Source organism: Pseudoflavonifractor sp. SW1122, assembly GCF_012027765.1.
Classification (GTDB): Bacteria; Bacillota; Clostridia; order Oscillospirales; family Oscillospiraceae; genus Enterenecus; species Enterenecus faecium.
Genome location: NZ_SJOS01000023.1, coordinates 17,646 through 37,154, shown reverse-complemented (window position 1 = coordinate 37,154; position 19,509 = coordinate 17,646). Strand labels below are relative to the sequence as shown.

Here is a 19,509-nt window from a genome sequence, read left to right as displayed (position 1 = left end):
GCTGTAGCGAGCCACGCTCATGGAAGTGAGCTGTGGCTCGCTTTTTATATATCAGGGCTCACCCATATTGTTCCCCGCTCTTTTGAGCGCCGGCGGCTGGGTGTGGGATGCCGCTCCCCGCCCCGTTTTCGTTCCGCCCCACTGGCCTGAACGAAACGAAAGGAGCTAATATGCTCAATGAAGAAGTAATAGTACGCCCCATCCGTGAACGCTTGCATCAGAAACAAAAACATCAGACACAGCAAAGGATATGGCAATCGTTGGGGCTTTTCTGCCTAACATTTACGAGTGTTTTACCTTGAATTCACACCGAAAAACCAGCTAAGTGTTATAATTAAACCGGAACCAGATCTACTAACTAGAGGGCAAAACGACGAGGTGAATTTTATGACTTTATTTATGAACGAGAAAGATATGAATGAAATGTTAGATAGTATCTGCCCGGAAGGAGAAACATACCAGGGAAAAGCATGGGGAACCTTGATGTCTGGGACGGCTGAAATGTTGGCACTGGGAGCTTTGAGTAATGTATATTGTTATGTTGGCGTGACAGAAAAAACATTGGTTATCGCAGTGTTGGAAACTTTTGATATCTCGCATATTTACGGTAAAATCTGCATTCCGTTTGACCAGTTTGACGAACTGAAAGTACAAAAAGGGCTACTGCCTTCCCAGCGGATCATCAAAGCGAAAAGCGGGAAAACCAAAATAAAATTGTCGCTGGTCAACAACAGCATCACCGCCAAAATCAAAGATCAAAAACAGGGGATGCTTGCGATTTGCGAGACGCTGGAGCGTTTGAAACACTGATTTTCATAAAAGCAAGAGAGAAAATGAACAATATAAATGAGAACCGAACAGACAAAAGAGCGCCCGGCGGCGAAAAAAGCAAGGCGGAGTTAAAATGGTTTATTTTGTTCCCTGCCGTCATCTTTTTTCTGCCGATCACCATCCTCGCGGTGGTGGGATGGTTTACAAGCGCCGATGCCTTTGCCATCGGCATCACAGGGTTTATGCAAGCCGTCATTGTCTATGGCGGCTTGGGGCTGGTGGCGGTGATCATCGCCCTTGTCTTATTCATACTGCTGATTCAGCCGGACACAACGTTCCTGCAAAAGGTTGGCAGAACCGCAGGCATTCTGCTTTGCCTCGCCGCCGCTTTCTTCCTTGTCCGGCCGCTCGTTTTGGACATCCCCTACCTCAAGCGCCCGGAAGCCGCCTATTTGGAGCGGCTGGAATTTGATTATGAGATGGGGATCGGAGACTATAGCTCAGACTCCTATTATTTGCGCGGCGTAGATATGACCGGCGAACGGCATTCCTTTGAAATCAGTGAAAAGAGGTACGAGGAAGGGCGCGCGCTGTGGGGCGGGAACGACTTTGCTCTGTTTGCGAAAGTTACCTACCTGCCGCATACCTCCACCTTGATGACGCTCGAATTTATGACAGAACTCGATGCGGCAGGGGCAGAATTGTACCCGCCATCCCCTGAACTTTCGAATGATTGGAAAAATTTTTCGATTCAAATCAATGATACGGTTTATACGCTGCCGGTTCCCCTTGCGGCTTTCCTGAACGATGGATGGGTGATTTCCGAGGAGGATGCCGGGCTTTCTCTGGCCGGCGCGGAAGGCCCGTATGCGTCCTATGAATGGGAATGGGTCTCGTTGACCAATGACCGTGAACAGACTGTCAGCGTCTGTGCTTTCAACCCCACCGAAAGCACGATACCTGTCGCAGAAAGCACGGTGGGAGGCGTCCATGTAATCTATGGCAATTACGACTTTTCCGGCACGGAACTCCGCCTTCCCGGTGGGTTGATGCTGGGATGGTCTACCAGAGAAGATGTGTTAGAGTTATATGGACAGCCAAGCGATAGCTCTGAGGCATATGTTCTTACTTACGAAACGAATGACTCTTTTGACCTGGCTTCTTGGAGGCTTGGCTTTGATGATTCGGGAATTCTAGACGATGTTATGGTACACCATCAGTCTTATTTCGATAAGGTACAATAAGTTTCGCAAATTGAAAAGTGGATAAAAGGAGACAGGTATGGGTGTCTGGAAAAGCAGGAAGGAATTTCCCAACCCGTATAACTGGAGCGGCTATATAGTCGGGCAGATTTTATCCAAGCCGGAGTATATGGGGCATACGGTCAACTTCCGTTCCCACAAGGCATCCTATAAGGATAGTCCTCTCTATGAAAGTACATGGTGATTGACTCCGTCTTCTGAAATTTGGATGCGAACCAAATTTCGGAGCGGTGGGTCGCGGCAGCGGCAGACGTACTTACGGGTAAAAAAAGAAGGGGTGCTTATGCAAGTAAATGCAAAAGCACCCCTGTCGGAGAAAATCCTGGTCTCAAAGTAACAACCCCCGTAATTCAGATGTCGAGCTCTTGCTCGATCAATCTAAACTACGGGGGTCATTCAGCATGAAATCTCGACCGGTTTTCTGTTATTGGGGAATTAACTTAGTATTACTTCGACTCTTTGCGGAAGCACATGAACCAATCCAGGCAATACTGATTCTCGCTCTGGTTGTCCATCCGCTCCTTGGCTACGCCGCAGCTGCCAGCGGTGGGTACGATGACATCATCGCCGGGCCGCCAGTCGGCCGGGGTGGCGCAGGCGTCGGCGTCCGCTTTCTGGAGCGCCAGGATGATACGCTTGATCTCGTCAAAGTTGCGGCCCGTGGACAGCGGATAGTACAGGATGGTTCGCACCACGCCGTTGGGGTCGATGACAAACACCGCCCGTACCGCCTGGGTGTTGGACTGTCCCGGCTGGATCATGCCGTACTTGTTGGCCACCTCCATGCGGATATCCTCGATGAGGGGGAAGGTCACATTGATGTGTTTCTTACCGTTCCACTCCAGCTCCTGGATCTTCCGCAGCCAGGCGATGTGGGAATAGATGGAGTCCACCGAAAGCCCAACCAGCTCAGTATTGAGAGCCTTGAACTCGTCGATCATGGAGCCGAAGGTCATAAACTCCGTGGTGCAGACCGGGGTGAAATCCGCAGGATGGGAGAAGAGGATCACCCATTTGCCGGCGTAATCCTCCGGGAATTTGATAGGGCCCTGGGTGGTGACAGCCTCGAAGGACGGAGCCTTGTCGCCAATAAGAGGCATTCTGTTTTCCTGATCCATGGTAAGCGCTCCTTTCGTTAGCAGTCAAGTTCGATGAAAACGATATATGAGTTCTTTGGAGAAAGGCCGTAATACTCCATCTGAAACAGCGTTAACCCAGCAGCTCGCTCTCCAGATCCTGCAGCATGATGTCCAGTGCGGAGATACCACCCTCGGCGGTGTACCACACGGCGGGGTGAGCCAGATAGACGATGTTGCCGTTCTTGTAGGCATCGGTTCCCATCACCAACTCGTTTTCCATGATCTCCTGGGCCAGCTTTGCCCCGTCGGTGCCGATGGCGGCGTCGCGGTCCATAACGAAGATATAGTCGGGTGCCTTCTCCACGATGAACTCAAAAGATGCCTCGTTGCCATGGGTGGAGGTGTCAATGTTGGCGTCCACGCCAATATTTTCGAAACCAATTTCGCGTCCAATCATGGAGCAGCGACCGTCATTGCCCAGCACATTGTAGCTGCCGCTGGTGACCAGTCCCACGATGGCGGTCTTGCCGGCGGCAAATTCGGACAGGGCGGTGATCCGGGCGTCAAAATTGGCCATCAGCTCATCCACCTTGTCCTCCAGACCAAACATGGAGGCGATGGTAGTGGCATTCTGCCGCACGCTCTCCACGACCCCAAGCTCGGTATCGGTGGCCAGGTAGACTACAGGAGCGATTTCGCTGAGGGCGTCATAGCTGGAGGCCAGACGGCCACCGATGAAGATGACATCCGGCTCACAGGCCATGACGGCCTCCAGATCGGCCTCCTTGATGGTGCCCAGGTTGGCAATATCGTCATTGATGTAGTCCTGGAGATACTCCAGACTGGTGGAGGCAGTACCCACTACCCGGTCGCCCACGCCCAGGGCATCCAGAATGTCCAACGAGGCCATATCCAGAATGGCGATACGCTGGGGATCGTAAGGCACCTCCAGCTCCGCCGCCTCCTTGTTGGCATTGAGGCTGGTAATGGTCACAGACTCAGGGGTTTCCTCACTGGACTGGCTGCTGCTGGGCGAGGAGGTATTCTCGGAAGAATCGCCGCCATTTTGAGCGGAGCAGGCCATGAGGCTCAGGGCCATCACACCGGCCAGGGCAAGAGAAAGCATCTTTTTCATGTTCATTTTTGGTTACTCCTTTTCTAAAAAGTACTGAAAATAAGGGTCAATAGTAGATGGACAGGGGTTTGCCCGCAATGGTCAGGATCTCGAAGTCCACCTGATAGATCTGGGACAGGTTCTCTTTCGTCATCACCTCCTCCACAGTGCCGAACTTAGCGATTTTTCCGTCCTTGAAGGCACAGATATAGTCGGAATAGAATGCCGCATAGTTGATCTCATGCAGCACCAAAATCACCGTCTTCCCCAGCTCGTCGCAGAGGCGACGGACGATTTTCATCATGTTGGTGGCGTGGTAGATATCCAAATTGTTGGTGGGCTCATCCAGCAACACATATTCGGTGTCCTGGGCGATGACCATGGCGATCATGGCCCGCTGCCGCTGGCCGCCGGAGAGCTCGTCAATGAAGCGATCCTGGAATTCTTCCAGCTCCATGTAGGCAATGGCTCGGTCGATGATCTTCTGATCCTCTGGGGTGACACGGTTGCCTGAATAGGGAAAGCGCCCGAAGGTCACCAGCTCCCGCACAGTCAGCTTCATCTGGATGTTATTGGACTGGGTCAGGATGGCAAGACGCTTGGAGAGCTCCTTGCTTTTCCATTTGCCGATGTCCTTGCCCTCAAAGTCCACCAGTCCACTGTCGTGGGCGATGAGCCGGGAGATCATGCCCATAACGGTGGATTTGCCCGCACCGTTGGGACCGATCAGAGAAATTACCTTACCCTTGGGGATGGCGAAACTCACGCCATCCACCACGGTTTTCCCGTCATACTGTTTTGTCAGTTCTTGTACGCGCATGGTCACACCTTCTTTCTTGTCAGGAGGAGATAGAGGAAGTAAAGGCCGCCGCCCACAGTAATGAATACGCTCACCGGCACGGAGTAGGAATACACATGCTCCACGATGAGCTGCCCGCCCACCAGCACGATCATGCCGAACAGGGCCGAGCCCAGCACCAACTGGGTGTGCCGGAAAGTTTTCAGCAGCTGCCGGGACAGATTGGCGATGATGAGCCCCAAAAAGGAGATGGGTCCTACCATGGCGGTGGCCACGGCGATGCAGAGAGTCACGCCCAGCAGCAGGCGGCGGATGCAGCGGTCGTAGTCCACGCCCAGGTTGATGGCCTGCTCCTTGCCCAGGGTCAGCACATCCAGCAGGGCCAGCTCTTTTCGCAATGCGAAGATAACGGCGGCCAGAAGGATCAGGGAAAAGACGATGATTTCGGAATTGATGTTGCTGAAGCTGGCCACCAAAGTGTTGAGCAGGGTATCGTACTCGTTGGGGTCCATGACCCGGGTAAGAGTGGTCTGAATGCTGCTGAAAAACGAAGTCAGCACTGTGCCCACCAACAGCACATACAGCACATTGTGCTTGGTCTTTTTGAAGATCCAGCTGTAGATAATGGTGGCGGTAACGCCCATGAGCACCACGTCCACTGCGAAGGACAGGTTGGCATTGGAGGCCACCACGCTGGCAGATCCAAGAAAGAACACCACCGCCGTGTGGATAAGAGTGTACAGGGAGTTCATCCCCAGCAGGCAGGGGGTCACGATGGTGTTGTTAATGATAGACTGGAATACCAGAGAGGCACCGCCGATGGAAAAGGCGGTAATGAGCATAACAATGAGCTTGGGGGTGCGGATCTTCATGGCATAGGCCAGAAGCTTGGGATTAGAAAAGTTGACCTCCACCAACATGTATCCCGCTGCGCAGAGCAGAACGAGGACCACTAAAATCAGAAGTTTGCGCCGGTTGGCACGTATGGCAGCGGTGTTCACTGGTCTGCACCTCCCTTCAGGTTGGGCATGGTGGAGCAGCAGCTTGTTCCAGCGCTGCCCAGACGGATGGCCTTCCGGCCATGCTTGAGCCGGTAAAACAGCAGGGCGATGAAAATGAGGCTTCCCAGGATGCCCACGATCAGCTCGATGGGCAGCTCGTAGGGGGCGATTACGATCCGGCCAATCATGTCGCACACCAGCACGAAGATGGCGCCGAACAGAGCGGTATCCACCAGTGTGCCACGGATCTTGTCTCCCTTGTACATGGCCACCACATTGGGCACGATCAGTCCAATGTAGGAGATGGAACCGACCACCACCACAATGCTGGCGGTGATCATGGCGGCAATGGTGAGGCCGGAGAAGAGGACCAGGTTGTACGGGACCCCCAGGTTCTTGGAAAAATCCTTGCCCAGTCCCACAATGTTGAAATGGTTGGCGAAGAGGAAGGCCAGCACCACCAGCGGGACTGTCAGCCAGACGATCTCATACCGGCCTTTCAGCACCAGCGAGAAGTGGCCCACCAGCCAGGAGGACAGAGCTTGGGTCATCTCATATTTGTAAGCCAGATAGTTGGTAATGCCGCCGATGACATTGCCGAACATGATGCCCACCAGAGGGACCATCACCACATCCTTGAACTGGATGCGCTGAATGAACCAGACGAAGATCCAGGTGCCCAGAATCGCCGTAGCAAAGGCAAAAATGGCCCGGCTCCATAGGGTGGAGGCCGGCATAAACAGGAGCGCCAGCAGGATGCCGAACTGGGCCGAGGAGATGGTGGCGCCGGTGGTGGGGGACACAAATTTGTTGCTGCACAGCTGCTGCATGATGAGTCCCGCAACGCTCATGCCGATTCCGGTACACAGGATGGCCAGCAAGCGCGGCAGCCGGGAGATGATGAAAATCTCCAGCTGCTCAAAATTGCCCGCCAGAAGCTCGCCCGGCGTCAGGTCAATCACGCCTACAAACAGTGAGCAGCCGGACAATATAAGCAGCAGAACAGAAAGAACAATGGTAGATCGATACGGTCTGATACAATCCTCCCCTTTCTTCAATGTAGTTAGCTATGGCTAACTACATTGTAAAAAACGATGCGCAGCGGCGATTGGACTTACCATGCATCACGCACTGCGCATCGTGGGCTTATTATAGCACATGGAGTTAGCCATGTGCAACCGCGCAAAAAGCACAAGCTACCAAACGGAAAGGATTCTTTTTTTATCCATTCTGCAAATTGTTGCCCCGAGCGGACTGCGTCTGAGCAGTCAGCCGGCTCATGCTTCGCAGACTGACTCCCAAAGTGGAGAGATTGTGCAGCGTGGCGGAGGTGGCAGGCGGCAGGACTCCTGCCACACCGAGAGCGATCAGGGCGCCGTTGAAGCCAATGACAAAGCGATAGTTGGAGTGGATGCGCGCCATTAGAGCCATGGCGATCTGGCGCAGCTCTACCAGTTCCCAGAGGCTGTCAGCGGCAATGGTGATGTCTGCAATCTCCCGGGCGATGGCGGCGCCGTCGCTGATGGCAATGCCCGCATCCGCCTCGGATAAGGCCGGTGAGTCATTGATGCCGTCGCCCACCATCAGGACAGTATGCCCCTCCCGGCGGAGCCGTGCCACATACTCCGCCTTGTCCGCCGGAAGGACTCCAGCGCGGAAGTCATCCACTCCCACCTGGGCGGCAATGGCTGCGGCGGTGCGGTAGCTGTCTCCGGTGAGCATAACGGTACTGGTGACCCCCAGAGCACGGAGGGTGGACAGAACTTCCTTCGCCTCCTCCCGCAGCGGGTCGGAGATGCAAATCACGGCGGCCAGCTGCCCCCCTACGGCCAGATACAGGTGGGAATACTCCGGCGGCAGGGCGTCAAAGCGCTCCTGTTCGCCTTCCGGAATGACGCAGCCCTCATCCTCAAAGACAAAGTGGGCGCTGCCGATGAGGACCCGCTCCCCATCGACGGTGCTGGCGATGCCGTGGGCCACCAGATATTCCACCTTGGAGTGGTACTCCTCGTGACGCAGGCCCCGGCGCTTCGCCTCCTCCACCACGGCGTTGGCCATGGAATGGGGGAAGTGCTCCTCCAGGCAGGCGGCCAGCCGCAGCATTTCGGATTCCTCTTTGCCGCCGAAGGACACCACCTGAGCCACCCGGGGGCAGGCGTGGGTCAGGGTGCCGGTCTTGTCGAAAACGATGGTGTCGGCGGCAGCCACCGCCTCCAGGAACTTGCCGCCCTTGACGGTGATATGGGCCCGTCCCGCCTCCCGCATGGCGGAGAGGACGGCCAGAGGCATAGCCAGTTTCAGTGCGCAGGAGAAGTCCACCATCAGCACCGACAAAGCCCGTGCCACATTGCGGGTAAGAGCAAAACTCAGCAGGCTCCCTACAAAGGTATAGGGCACCAGCTTGTCCGCCAGATTGGCAGCCTTGCTCTCAGCCTCCGACTTCATCTGCTCCGACTGCTCGATCATGTGAACGATTTGGTCATAGCGGCTCTGACCGGAGGCCTGCTTCACCTCCAGCACACACTCGCCCTCCTCCACCACGGTGCCGGCATAGACTGCGCCTCCGGGGTGCTTGGGTACCGGGATGGATTCGCCGGTGAGGGACGCCTGATTGACGGTGACCTCCCCCTCCAGCACCAGCCCGTCCACGGGGACGATGCCGCCGGCGCGGACGACTACTGCATCCCCCGGCTGGATCTGGGACACAGGAACCAGCACTTCGCCCTGGGCTGTGCGCAGCCAGACCCGGTCCACATTCAGCGACATACACCGGGCCAGATCCGCCACAGATTTCTTTCTTGTCCACTCCTCCAGCAGTTCGCCCACCTCCAGCAGGAACATGACCATTCCGGCGGTTCCAAAGTCCCTTCTGCAGGCGGAAATGGAAATAGACAGGGCATCCAGCAGTTCCACCTTGATGCGGCGGCGCAGCAGGCAGCGCAGTCCCCGCCGTACAAAGGGGATCATGTGCCAGAGTATGCGGGCAATCCGCAATGGAGGTGGGAGAAACAGGGTACAGGCGGCCTTGCACACTACCTTTGCCACCAGCTTCTCCTCAAATTCCCGGTTCAGCGCCCGGCTGCTGTGGGCGGGCAGTGCGGTGGTCCGCTCCGCCTCCTGCCAGGAAAAATGCCGAATCTCATTCAGCACGGCTTGGCGAGTCCCATCGTAGTACAGGATGACGCAGCAGGTGCGCTCATGGACGGTGACCTGCCGGCACCAGGACTTTCCCTGAATCCATGCCTCCAGCAGATCCGCCTGAGCGAGCGTCATCTGTTTCTGCCGCAGCCGGAACCGGATGCGCCCCCGGCTTTCGTGCAATATGGTTGCGTTCATAGGTTCCTCCTTCACGAAAAGAGGGAGCCGCTGGCGGCTCCCTCTGGGTCAATCAGGCTTCTTCGCTCTCCAGATTGGCAGCGGCGGCTTCCTCCGCTTCCTTTGCAGCCCGGTCCTCGTTCAGCTCCTTGGCGGAGGCCAGAATGTCCGCGGCGTTCTCCTGCACCGTGGTTACGGTCCCCATAACCGAGTCCTTCATCCGCAGGCCGGCGGCCGTGACATGGACATAGGCCTTTTTGGCGTCCTTGCTGGACAGCAGCTTAACGCCAAAAGAGCCAAACAACGCACCACCCGCAAAGCAGGCCAGTTTCGTATAAACACTCATTGCAATACTTCCTTTCCCTTATTTCCGCTTGTAGCCGGTGACCATGACCATAATCATGCAAATCACAGCGCCCCAGGCCCAAAAACGATGCTGTTTCATCGCTGTCACTCCTTTGATCACTTTGGAATGTCTGGTTATTATAGCAGGAAATGTGGGAGCTTGTCGCTGTCAAAACGGACGCGGAGTTGCGGTTTCCGACATTTTTCTGTACTGGCCGGGAGTCATGCCATACTCCCGCTTGAACGCTGCGTTGAACTGGCTCATACCCTCATACCCCACAGACTGTGCAATTTGCTGAATGGGCATCCGGGTGGTGCAGATCAGCTCTTGTGCCCGTCGGAGGCGCAGTTGGATCAAATATGTGTGGATTGGTACGCCATAGGCGCGGCGAAACCCTTCTTTCAAGAAGGTCGGGGAAACGGAAAACTGTTTGCAGAGGAACGCAATGGTGAGCTTATCAGACAGATGCGCCTGTATGTATGCCTTGACTTCCAACAGACTGTGGGATACTGGGCAGCCTGAGCCGGAGAGAGAGCCATCCGATTCAGATACCTCGGTGCAGAGCAGATACAGCAGTTCCACCGACTTGAAAACACAGTAGCGTTCCTGCTCCTGCTCTGGCAGATAGCGAACGGTTTCAAAAAAAGCCTGTGTCCAAGGTGTGCCGTGCAGGGCCGTGCAGCCGTTCCTCGCCGTCATCTTTTTCTTGACGATCCTGGTGTCCAGCTTCATCCCCAAAGTGGAGCAGACCGTCACAAGGCTTTCCTTTGCGGCTTTGGCGTCTACGGCAATCAAAACACCGCTCAGGTTTCCGCTGTACCGACACGAGCGGAGAGCGGAGCTGTCGGAGAGCAGGAAAATCCCCGGCGCCTCCACCGTGCAGGAGGTACCTTGTAACGTTCGGACAGTAAGGCGGCCGGTCAGGCAGAACAGTACCTCAAACTGGAGCGGTGTGCCGCACACCGGGACAGACCGCAGAGGTTCCTGCTCCGGCTCCGGCAGGGAAAACCGGCAGATCTGCACCCCTGGCATACTGCTGCTCCAACGGCCTGTGGCGGAGTCCTGGCTCGATAAATATTCTTTCAGCATGATTTCTCACGACCTGTTTCTCTGGGTTCGGAAATGGTTTTGCCTATGCTGACTGGGGATACAGGCAGAAGGCAGGAGACGAGCGCCTCCTGCCTTCTGCGGTGTTTTTGTCAGGCCAGCGACGCGCCCAGTTCGCGGCAAGCCGCCAGAGCGTCATCGTCCGGAGCTTCGTTGCAGATCACGCTGTCACAGGCCAGATTGGCGCCGTCGTCGTTGCAGCGGGACTCCCAGCTGCGCATCCATTCGCCATCGCCCCAGCCGTAGGAGCCGAACAGGGCGATATTCTTCCCGCTCAGCCTGCCCTCACAGGCGGTGAACATAGGCTCGAACTCGCTCTCCTCCAGCTGCTCCGACCCCATGGAGGGGCAGCCGAAAGCGATGGCGGAATACTCGCTGACCTGCTCCGGGGAGAACTCTGCGGCGGTGATCACAGATACCTCGGCACCCTTGCCCTTGGCTCCTTCGGCCACCGCCATGGCCATGGCCTCGGTGTTTCCCGTGCCGCTCCAATACACAACTGCAACTTTACTCATAAGACTTTAGCGACCTTTCTTTCTGGATTTGTTATGGTAGAAACATCAACCAGCCACGGTGAGCTGCTCGATGGATTTCCCTTGCTGCCACTGCCGGGAGTAGATTTTGCTGCACATCTCGTATTTCTCAAAGAGGTTTCTGGCGGCCTGCTCGTCGCCGTAGACCTTCCAGCAGCCCACGCATTTGTGATTGCACGCCCGGTTGCAAATAAAGCCCAGCACATCCTCAGGGGGATAGCTCAAAAACAGGCCGATCTCATGGGGGAATTCCCCTTCGCTCCGGAGCCGGTGGATCAGGTGAACCACGCAGCCATTGGGGTTTTCCGGCACATAGCCGTATTTGAGAAGCAAGGCTCTGGCGCGGTAATCGGTCAGATCGCTCTCCAGTGCATTGGGCCGGTAGGCGTAGATCAAAGCGCGGCCTTTGCCAACCCGAAGCGGAAGGACGCGGATGCCCTTGGGCACCAGTTTCTTGTTCAGCCGACACAAGTCTTTCGTCAGATCCTTCCGGCTGGGGCAGGCACAGGAAAAAAGATTTCCCGTCTTGATTCCCGCCAGGGTGGGAGAACAGTGACGAATCAGCAGATCCTCTGACATAACACGCCTCCTTGTATGGTACGTCGCTTCCAAAGTAGGAAGTTAGCAAACGCTAACCTATATTCAAAAAATAATCGGGATTTCTCCCGGAGGTTAGCGATAGCTAACCTATGTTCTGATTTTAATATATCACATCGTGTTTGTCAATAGGAAAGTTCATGGATGCATGAAATGATTAGCGGGGGCCATCCAAACGGAAGGCCCCCGCATCTTTTCTATTTCTCATGGGTACTGCAGCAGCAGTGATGCTGGTCTGCCTTTTTGGAACTGCAAGAGCATCCATCCGGGCAGCCGATACACTTCTTGCCGCTCTTTTTTGCCTTATAGACATAGAACGCGGCGGCTGCGATAATTACCACAAGAATGCCAATTACGATACAGTCGATCATCAGGCTCTCGCTCCATTCAGCGCATACTCCTGCTTCAGATCCTTATCCGCCTTCAGGCACAGCCACACCAGAACTGCGGCGAACACAATTACAGCGATAAGACCGGGGACAAAGCCGGCGCCAATGGAACCGGTGGTGATCAGGGTGCCGATCTGGTAGACCAGGAAGCCCACTGTATAGCCAGTACCCAGCTGGAGGCCGATGCCGCCCCACAGCCACTTGGCGCTCTTGATCTCAGAGTGCATGGCGCCGATGGCGGCGAAGCAGGGAGGTGTGTACAGGTTGAACATTAAGTAGGCCAAAGCCGCCACCTTGGTGATGGCGATGACGCCCGCCACCTCGGCGCCAGCGCCCTCCATCATCTCCAGGGCATCGGTGTCGATGAAGTTCTCAAGGCCCGCAAAGCAGACGGCCAGCGTGCCCACCACATTTTCCTTAGCAATGAAACCGGTGACGGCAGCGGCTGCCAGCTGCCAACTGAGAACGCCCACAATGGGCACCAGCAGATAGGCAAAGGGATGGGCGATGGAGGCCAGAATGGAGCTGTCGGCGGTCTCCGCCACCTGGAAGCTCCAGTTGAAGGTCTGCATGATCTGCACGGCGGTGTTGCACAGCAGAATAATGGTGGCGGCCTTCACGATGTAGGCCCAGCCACGGGCACACATGGCCTTGAAGGCGAACCAGAGAGAAGGTACCTTATACTCCGGCAGCTCGATGATAAAGAAGGACTTGCGGTTCTTGTAGCCGGCAATCTTGTTGACCAGCAGAGCGCCCAGGAAAATAAGCACGATGCCGGTGAAGTACATGAGGAAGCTTACCCAGCCGGCATCGTCAAAGAAGGCACCGGCAAACAGGGCGATGACGGGGATCTTGGCGCCACAGGGCATGAAGGGGGTCAGCATGGCGGTGGCCCGGCGCTCCCGCTCGTTGCGGATGGTGCGGCTGGCCATGACGCCGGGGATGGCACAGCCGGTGCCGATGACGAAGGGGATGACAGACTTACCGGACAGGCCCACCTTCTTGAAGATGGGGTCAAGTACCACGGACACGCGGGACATATAGCCGCAGTCCTCCAGCAGGGCGATGAGGAAATACATGATCATCACCAGGGGCAGGAAACCAACCACGGCGCCCACCCCGCCGATGATGCCGTCGGCCAGCAGCGCGGTCAGCAGAGGATTGGCGTCAGCCAGCAGCACCTCGCCGACGTAGCCCTGGAAGGTTTCGATCCAGCCCACCAGATAATCGGCAACGGGTGTGCCCACCCACACCTGAGAAATCTGGAACACCAGGAACATGACCACGGCAAAGATGGGAATGCCCAGGAACTTGTTGGTCAGCACGGCGTCAATGGCGTCCCCCGTGCCCTTGTCCTTGGTGAGGACCTTCCGCTTCTCCACCTGGGAGACCAGGGAATTGACAAACGCGAAACGCTTACGGTCGGCTTCCTCCACAACCTTCTTGTCAGTCAGATCAATGTCGCCCTGGACATAAGGAGCTCTTTGGATTTTACCGCTTTGTGCAACAGCGGCGTCCACTACGGCCTTCAGCCCTTCCGCGGCGGTGGAGACGGTCTCTACCACGGGACAGCCCAGTTTGGCGGAGAGAGACGCTACATCAATGACGGTCTGCTTTTTTGCATTGATATCGCTCTTGTTCAGGGCGACCACCACGGGGATGCCCAGTTCCAGCAGCTGGGTGGTGAAGAACAGGCTGCGGCTCAGGTTGGTGGCATCCACAATGTTGATGATGGCATCGGGGTGTTCGTGCTTCACATAGGAACTGGTGATGCTTTCCTCCGATGTGAACGGGGACATGGAGTAGGCGCCGGGAAGATCCACGGCAATCAGATCCTCCGTCCCGCTGCAGTAGGCTTTCTTAATGGGGTGCTCCTTCTTTTCAACCGTCACGCCGGCCCAGTTGCCCACCTTCTCATTTCGCCCGGTGAGGGCGTTGTACATGGTGGTTTTGCCGGAGTTCGGGTTGCCAGTCAAGGCAATACGCATGACATTTCCTCCTTTTCTATGTGTGCGATGTACTTTATTCACAACTCAGCGGTTGCCCTACGCTAACCGTTGGGCAGAATAAACATGAATGAATACCTTAGATCTGGGGCTCTGGGGCGTAATAAGTGCTCCAGATCTTATATCTCGATGGCCGAGGCCAGTTGGTTGTCGATATTGTAGCGGCCATCCTTGATGGAAACCACGCAGCCGCCCTTGAGGTGGGATACCACGGTCACCGGCTCTCCCACATAGCAACCTAAAGAAAAAAGGAACGCATTCAGCTCCTCATCGTCCGTATTGATTTGCTTGACGATATATTCCTGACCGTCCAGAGCATCCAACAATGTCATATCCATCACCTTTTCACAGTTGATTTAATCATTTTTCCACAGTCTGGTTAGCGATAGGAAACCAGACCGCGAAAAAATTAGGTTAGCAACATCTAACCCTCTGCTATAATATACCATGCCTAATCAATTGTCAAGCGGGAACCTATATTCAGCAAAGAAATCTCCGTTTCCGATAAACAGGCTGGTTCATTTTTCCGGACTGTGCTATAATAATCAAAATGCTTTATCCAATGGAGGTCTTATATGGCAATCCATGAATCTGGTCAGATGTATTTGGAGACCATTTATATTTTAAGGCAAACAAAATCCTTCGTGCGGGCTATTGATGTAGGAGAACAGATGGGCTATACCAAGCCCAGCGTCAGCCGTGCCTTGTCTATTCTGAAAAAAGACGGCTATGTGGAGGTGGACGGAGAAGGCGCAATCACTCTGACATCAAAAGGCCTCGCCATTGCTGAGACCATGTACACCCGGCATACGGTACTGACAGAAATGCTCAAGGGTCTTGGCGTGGATGAAAAAACGGCCGCGGAGGATGCCTGCAGGATCGAGCATGTGATCAGCGAAAAATCCTTTGCGGCGGTGCAGGCGCACTTGGAGCAGATAACGAAAATGCGGGAAGATGCGCACGGGCAATGAGCCTGTGCAAATTTGGCGGACTTTGCTATCGAGCGGCAACGCGATAAGTGAATACCTGCCATTTGGCACGGAATATCAAATGCGGTGGAGCCTGGATATGGCCTCCACCGCATTTTATGTGATCAGCGCTTTTAAATCAGGAGCGACCTGCTGTGTAAGTTCACCGCCAAGCGCATCTGCTCCATAGCTCCAAACGCTTACGGCAGCTCATCCTTATGTGTTTGCTGGCTTTTCAAAACCTTTCGGGCAGTTTTTTTGATGTTATGGCACACGCCAAGAATAGCGATGCAAAACAGCAAAGCTGTTAATCCATATCCAAACGACTGCATTGCCGTGTTCATGTTCACACCTCTTTTCTGACCGCTGCCGCCAACGAACTCAACCAAACAATCCTCTTTTTTTGTACGGCTCCTTCTGGATCGCTCCGACTTCATACCCCGTGCCGCGAATGGTGTTCATAAGAGTCGCCGTGTCCAGCTCTGTTTCAGAGAGAATCACAGTCTGGTTTTTGCTGCGGGAAGAACTCACCTTTTTGACCGGGCAGGCTTTGCGTACGGCGTCATTGACATGGGCCTCGCACATCCCGCACATCATTCCGTTGACTTCCACATGTTCTATCACTCCTTCTTGACTTTTGGATCATCGAGCTGCACAGATTGGACGGTGGTCTGCCGTGCCGCAGTCCGTTCATCCGGGATCTTCCTGGCTATCAGACAGCACAGCGGCGCCAACGAACTTCCGAGAAGTGGATGGCGAACGATGGAATAGCCGCGCTCGGACAGGTATGCCATCAGCTCCCCGGCAGTCCAAACATGGTACACCCGAAAGCCTGACAGCCCCATGAACCAGAGCCGGAGTCTGGCGCTTCGGCTTTTGCCCCAGACAAAGGTGGGGGCGAACAGCCATCCCCCCGGCTTCAGAACCCGCCAGGCTTCCGTCAGAGCTTTTTCCGGGTGAGGCATGACATGGAGGGCGTTGGAGATCACGACTGCGTCGAAGCTCTCCGGCCCGTAGGGCAGCTTGGTGGCGTCCTGGACGGAGAAATGGAGCCGGGACGAATAAACCTGCTTTTTGGCTTGACGGATCATTTCAGCTGAAAAGTCGGTTGCCTCCCAGCTCCGGACACATGGAGACAGCGGCACGGACAGCTGGCCTGTTCCGCAGGCCAACTCCAGTACGTCCATGTCCCGTTTCAGAAAAGGACGCATTGCTTTGCAGATCTGATGATAGGTTGTCTGAGAGCGGCGTATGAAACCGGAGTAATGCCGTGAAAACCGCTCCCAAAACTGCTTGTTGTCATCCATACAATATGGTCACCTCAATAATGGTTAGTGCCAGCTAACCACATCATACTCTTTGTCGCATGAAATTGCAAGATGCCGCCATATTGGTTTTGCATGTTCTCCGGGATCAATCAAGGGAAGAAGCTGGAACGAAGAATGACCGGGACACGCATCCCGGTCATTCTTTTCTTTTGCGCCTCTGCCTTTACCGGCACCAACCGGTGGGATTGGAGCGGGCGGTGATGAAGCGGCGGTAAATGCCCTCCTCCTCCATAAGTGTGTCGTGGGCGCCGGCCTGGACGATGCGCCCCTGGTCGATAACCAGGATCTCATCGGCGTGACGAATGGTATTGAGCCGGTGGGCAATGACCAGCAGGGTCTTGCCCCGGCACAGCTGGGTGATGGCCTCCTGGATGTAGCTCTCATTGTCGGCGTCCACGCTGGCAGTGGCCTCATCCAGAATGACGATGGGGGCATCCTTCAGAATGCAGCGGGCAATGGAGATCCGCTGCCGCTCTCCACCGGAGAGACTGGCTCCACCTTCGCCGATAACAGTGTCAAAGCCGTCGGGCAGTTCCATGATTATGGCCCAGCTTGGATGGCAGGAGCAGCCCCTTTCTGGTCACGCAGAATCCACCGGTCACCTTGCTTCCGGTAAAGAGATAGACCTTTTCAGAGCGAGTTGAATTAAAGTTGAATTTTCAATCAGGGCCAATTTTCAAACATGACGAAAAAATGCGTTATTTCCTCCGAAAAAGAGAAAATAACGCATTTTCGATGAAGTATCGCAACAGTATAGATGCACGGCTATCAGGTCTGCACCTAAAACCAAATCGAAGCCCAGCGCAGCGGGTTCGATTTGGAAAGGAGGAGCAGCAAAATGAGCGCACTCTGACTTTTGAAAAAAGTCGGAGCAAGCGATATGACGCTTGCTCCGACGTGGTGACCCAGCGGGGACTCGAACCCCGGACCTTCGCCTTAAAAGGGCGTTGCTCTACCAACTGAGCTACTAGGTCATATGAAGTTATTCCGCAAAGTCCCCCCGGGCGAGCCAGGGGGACAATGGTCTGGCTGGGATGGTTGGACTCGAACCAACGAATGCGGGAGTCAAAGTCCCGTGCCTTACCACTTGGCTACACCCCAATGAAGAGGATGGAAGCAAGGGCCGGAGCGGACGCTCCGGCCCTTAGCCACAGTATGGGGTGGGTAATGGGGCTCGAACCCACGACACCCGGAACCACAATCCGGTGCTCTGCCAACTGAGCTATACCCACCATATTGACTTTGTTGCGCTTGGGACGGGGAGAGGCCCTCAAATGGGCTGGCACGCCTGAAGTTTGGCCGATCAGCGGACTTGCCGGTGGCAAGTTCGCCGGCCAAAGTCCCTTCCGCAGAAAGGGAGCCGAAGGCGAACCTTGATGCGCAACAGGAGTGCCTTCTGCCAGCAATGCAGGAATCTCATTCAGAGGCAAAACTCTAAATGATTGGCACGCCTGAAGGGACTCGAACCCCTGACCCACTGCTTAGAAGGCAGTTGCTCTATCCACCTGAGCTACAGGCGCGTATGGAGCGGGTGATGGGAATCGAACCCACGCGACCAGCTTGGAAGGCTGGGATTCTACCATTGAACTACACCCGCAGGTTAAGGGTGACGCCCCAAACATCAGCCTGTGTATAATAGCACAGAATGTCTGGGGTGTCAAGCCCTTTTTTCAAAAAATCAATTAGAGGGGTGCATCGCAGAAAGCACAGCAGTCCACGCCGCCGTTCTTCTTCACCAGCGGGGGCAGATAGAGCTCCGTCTGGGTGATGCACCGGGGGTTGTGGCACACGGGTTTGGTGCCGATCTCCACCGGGTCGGGAGTCTTCCGGGGCTGGTTGGCCAGATCAGACAGCAGGGCCATGCGGGCGAACATGCCAAACCGGGCCTGCTGGAAATATACCGCTCTGGGGTCGTCGTCCACATCCACGGTGATCTCGTCCACCCGGGGCAGGGGGTGCATGATGAGCAGGTTCTCCCGGGCGCGCTCCAGCTTGGACCGGGTGAGCACGTAAATGCCCTTGTTGCGCTCATACTCCAGGGGGTCCACAAACCGCTCCTTCTGCACCCGGGTCATGTACAGCACGTCCAGCTGGGGAATGACAGCCTCCAGGCCGGTGACCTCCACGAAGGGCATGTTGCGCTCCTGCATGAACTGGCGCAGGTACTGAGGAATGGCCAGGTCCCGGGGCGCGATGAGATAGAAGCGGATGTCCTTGAACTTGGACAGAGCCTTGATGAGAGAGTGGACGGTACGTCCGTTTTTCAAATCGCCGCACAGACCGATGGACAGCCCGTCCACACTGCCCCGCAGGCGGGTGATGGTGGTCAGGTCGGCGGTGGTCTGGGTGGGGTGCATGTGGCCGCCGTCACCGGCGTTGATCACCGGCACATCGGCGTAGAGAGAGGCGGCCTTGGCAGCGCCCTCCCAGGGGGTGCGCATGACGATGACATCCGCATAATTGGATACCATCTTAATGGTGTCCTTCAACGTCTCGCCCTTGGCCACCGAGGAGGAGTTGGGGTCGGCAAAGCCGAACACCGATCCGCCCAGGCGCATCATGGCGGTTTGGAAGGAGAAGTTGGTGCGGGTGGAGGGCTCATAGAACAGGTTGGCCGACACCTTACCGTGGCATACATCTAAATACTGTTCTGGGTTGTTGATGATTTTGTCGGCTCTCTGATAGATCTCGTCCCATTCCTGTCTACTCAAATCCCCGAAGTCAATCAAATGACGCATATCGGTCCCTCCTTGCAAAGTTCGATACATTGTATCACAATCCCACCGGGCAAACAACAGGTAACTGGTGGTAAATCATCGGCCTGTGAGAAAAAATTTTATACGCTTCATGAGAATCCCACCTTTGGGACAGACTATGCAGACGGGGAGGATGAG

Annotated in this window: 19 protein-coding genes, 5 tRNA genes and 1 pseudogene; 3 read left to right on the top strand and 22 right to left on the bottom strand. The window is 55.4% G+C overall.

From position 1 onward, the window contains the following. The first annotated feature begins 387 nt into the window (after positions 1-387). Both E0L15_RS07080 and E0L15_RS07075 read left to right on the top strand, forming a co-directional pair. On the top strand, positions 388-810 hold the full coding sequence (locus E0L15_RS07080) for a hypothetical protein (protein ID WP_168125047.1): 423 nt from the start codon (positions 388-390) through the stop codon (positions 808-810). Then, the gene (locus tag E0L15_RS07075; protein WP_168125046.1) at positions 780-2,015 is read left to right on the top strand and encodes a hypothetical protein; all 1,236 of its coding nucleotides are present in this window, start codon (positions 780-782) and stop codon (positions 2,013-2,015) included. The genes E0L15_RS07080 and E0L15_RS07075 overlap by 31 nt, the downstream gene beginning before the upstream one ends. A 464-nt stretch (positions 2,016-2,479) precedes the next feature. On the opposite strand, the gene E0L15_RS07070 is transcribed toward E0L15_RS07075, so the two are convergent. The 12 genes from E0L15_RS07070 to E0L15_RS07015 all read right to left on the bottom strand — a co-directional run bounded on the left by E0L15_RS07070 (position 2,480) and on the right by E0L15_RS07015 (position 14,651). Beyond that, on the bottom strand, positions 2,480-3,151 hold the full coding sequence (locus E0L15_RS07070; RefSeq protein ID WP_087388203.1) for a peroxiredoxin: 672 nt from the start codon (positions 3,149-3,151) through the stop codon (positions 2,480-2,482). Positions 3,152-3,242: 91 nt separating this feature from the next. Continuing rightward, complete coding sequence (locus E0L15_RS07065; protein WP_206020585.1) at positions 3,243-4,247, bottom strand: ABC transporter substrate-binding protein; 1,005 nt, start codon at positions 4,245-4,247, stop codon at positions 3,243-3,245. A 46-nt stretch (positions 4,248-4,293) separates the two neighbouring features. Continuing rightward, positions 4,294-5,046 carry an ATP-binding cassette domain-containing protein gene (locus E0L15_RS07060; protein WP_087392113.1) on the bottom strand — a complete coding sequence of 251 codons (753 nt, stop codon included), beginning with the start codon at positions 5,044-5,046 and terminating at the stop codon, positions 4,294-4,296. 2 nt (positions 5,047-5,048) lie between these two features. Further along, on the bottom strand, positions 5,049-6,026 hold the full coding sequence (locus E0L15_RS07055; protein WP_168125044.1) for an iron chelate uptake ABC transporter family permease subunit: 978 nt from the start codon (positions 6,024-6,026) through the stop codon (positions 5,049-5,051). Further along, positions 6,023-7,015, bottom strand: a complete 993-nt coding sequence (locus tag E0L15_RS07050) for an iron chelate uptake ABC transporter family permease subunit (RefSeq protein ID WP_347565981.1) — start codon at positions 7,013-7,015, stop codon at positions 6,023-6,025. The genes E0L15_RS07055 and E0L15_RS07050 overlap by 4 nt, the downstream gene beginning before the upstream one ends. 232 nt (positions 7,016-7,247) lie before the next feature. After that, positions 7,248-9,362, bottom strand: coding sequence for a heavy metal translocating P-type ATPase (locus tag E0L15_RS07045; RefSeq protein WP_168125043.1), 2,115 nt, complete (start codon positions 9,360-9,362; stop codon positions 7,248-7,250). A 52-nt stretch (positions 9,363-9,414) separates the two neighbouring features. After that, on the bottom strand, positions 9,415-9,687 hold the full coding sequence (locus E0L15_RS07040) for a DUF6110 family protein (RefSeq protein ID WP_087238102.1): 273 nt from the start codon (positions 9,685-9,687) through the stop codon (positions 9,415-9,417). 168 nt (positions 9,688-9,855) lie between these two features. Next, the gene (locus E0L15_RS07035) at positions 9,856-10,776 is read right to left on the bottom strand and encodes an AraC family transcriptional regulator (RefSeq protein WP_168125042.1); all 921 of its coding nucleotides are present in this window, start codon (positions 10,774-10,776) and stop codon (positions 9,856-9,858) included. A 110-nt stretch (positions 10,777-10,886) separates the two neighbouring features. Beyond that, entirely contained in the window at positions 10,887-11,309 is a 423-nt protein-coding gene (locus tag E0L15_RS07030; protein WP_087394226.1) for a flavodoxin, read from the bottom strand. Positions 11,310-11,354: 45 nt separating this feature from the next. After that, entirely contained in the window at positions 11,355-11,906 is a 552-nt protein-coding gene (locus tag E0L15_RS07025; protein WP_087373181.1) for a DUF3793 family protein, read from the bottom strand. Positions 11,907-12,294: 388 nt separating this feature from the next. Continuing rightward, the gene (locus tag E0L15_RS07020; protein ID WP_087392118.1) at positions 12,295-14,301 is read right to left on the bottom strand and encodes a ferrous iron transporter B; all 2,007 of its coding nucleotides are present in this window, start codon (positions 14,299-14,301) and stop codon (positions 12,295-12,297) included. Positions 14,302-14,438: 137 nt separating this feature from the next. Then, entirely contained in the window at positions 14,439-14,651 is a 213-nt protein-coding gene (locus tag E0L15_RS07015) for a FeoA family protein (RefSeq protein WP_087232784.1), read from the bottom strand. 243 nt (positions 14,652-14,894) lie between these two features. Between E0L15_RS07015 and E0L15_RS07010 the strand changes: the two genes are divergently transcribed. Continuing rightward, the gene (locus E0L15_RS07010; protein ID WP_087371539.1) at positions 14,895-15,290 is read left to right on the top strand and encodes a metal-dependent transcriptional regulator; all 396 of its coding nucleotides are present in this window, start codon (positions 14,895-14,897) and stop codon (positions 15,288-15,290) included. A gap of 197 nt (positions 15,291-15,487) precedes the next feature. Here E0L15_RS07010 and E0L15_RS12355 read toward each other — a convergent pair whose 3' ends face one another. The 10 genes and pseudogenes from E0L15_RS12355 to pyrB all read right to left on the bottom strand — a co-directional run bounded on the left by E0L15_RS12355 (position 15,488) and on the right by pyrB (position 19,353). Continuing rightward, positions 15,488-15,631, bottom strand: a complete 144-nt coding sequence (locus E0L15_RS12355) for a hypothetical protein (protein WP_243155422.1) — start codon at positions 15,629-15,631, stop codon at positions 15,488-15,490. Between the two features lie 37 nt (positions 15,632-15,668). Then, positions 15,669-15,911, bottom strand: coding sequence for a cation transporter (locus E0L15_RS07000; RefSeq protein ID WP_347565980.1), 243 nt, complete (start codon positions 15,909-15,911; stop codon positions 15,669-15,671). Continuing rightward, entirely contained in the window at positions 15,908-16,594 is a 687-nt protein-coding gene (locus E0L15_RS06995) for a class I SAM-dependent methyltransferase (protein WP_168125040.1), read from the bottom strand. Before E0L15_RS06995 ends, E0L15_RS07000 begins: the two co-directional genes overlap by 4 nt. Before the next feature lie 184 nt (positions 16,595-16,778). Then, a pseudogene (locus tag E0L15_RS06990) lies at positions 16,779-17,156 on the bottom strand (ATP-binding cassette domain-containing protein); the annotation flags it as partial. Positions 17,157-17,513: 357 nt separating this feature from the next. Further along, positions 17,514-17,589: transfer RNA gene (locus E0L15_RS06985), tRNA-Lys, on the bottom strand. A 52-nt stretch (positions 17,590-17,641) separates the two neighbouring features. Then, positions 17,642-17,716, bottom strand: a tRNA-Gln gene (locus E0L15_RS06980). A 55-nt stretch (positions 17,717-17,771) separates the two neighbouring features. Then, positions 17,772-17,847: transfer RNA gene (locus E0L15_RS06975), tRNA-His, on the bottom strand. Between the two features lie 211 nt (positions 17,848-18,058). Continuing rightward, positions 18,059-18,135 (bottom strand) — tRNA-Arg (locus tag E0L15_RS06970). A gap of 3 nt (positions 18,136-18,138) precedes the next feature. Next, positions 18,139-18,212, bottom strand: a tRNA-Gly gene (locus E0L15_RS06965). Between the two features lie 85 nt (positions 18,213-18,297). Continuing rightward, positions 18,298-19,353, bottom strand: a complete 1,056-nt coding sequence (gene pyrB, locus E0L15_RS06960; protein ID WP_087232776.1) for an aspartate carbamoyltransferase — start codon at positions 19,351-19,353, stop codon at positions 18,298-18,300. Positions 19,354-19,509 lie beyond the last annotated feature (156 nt).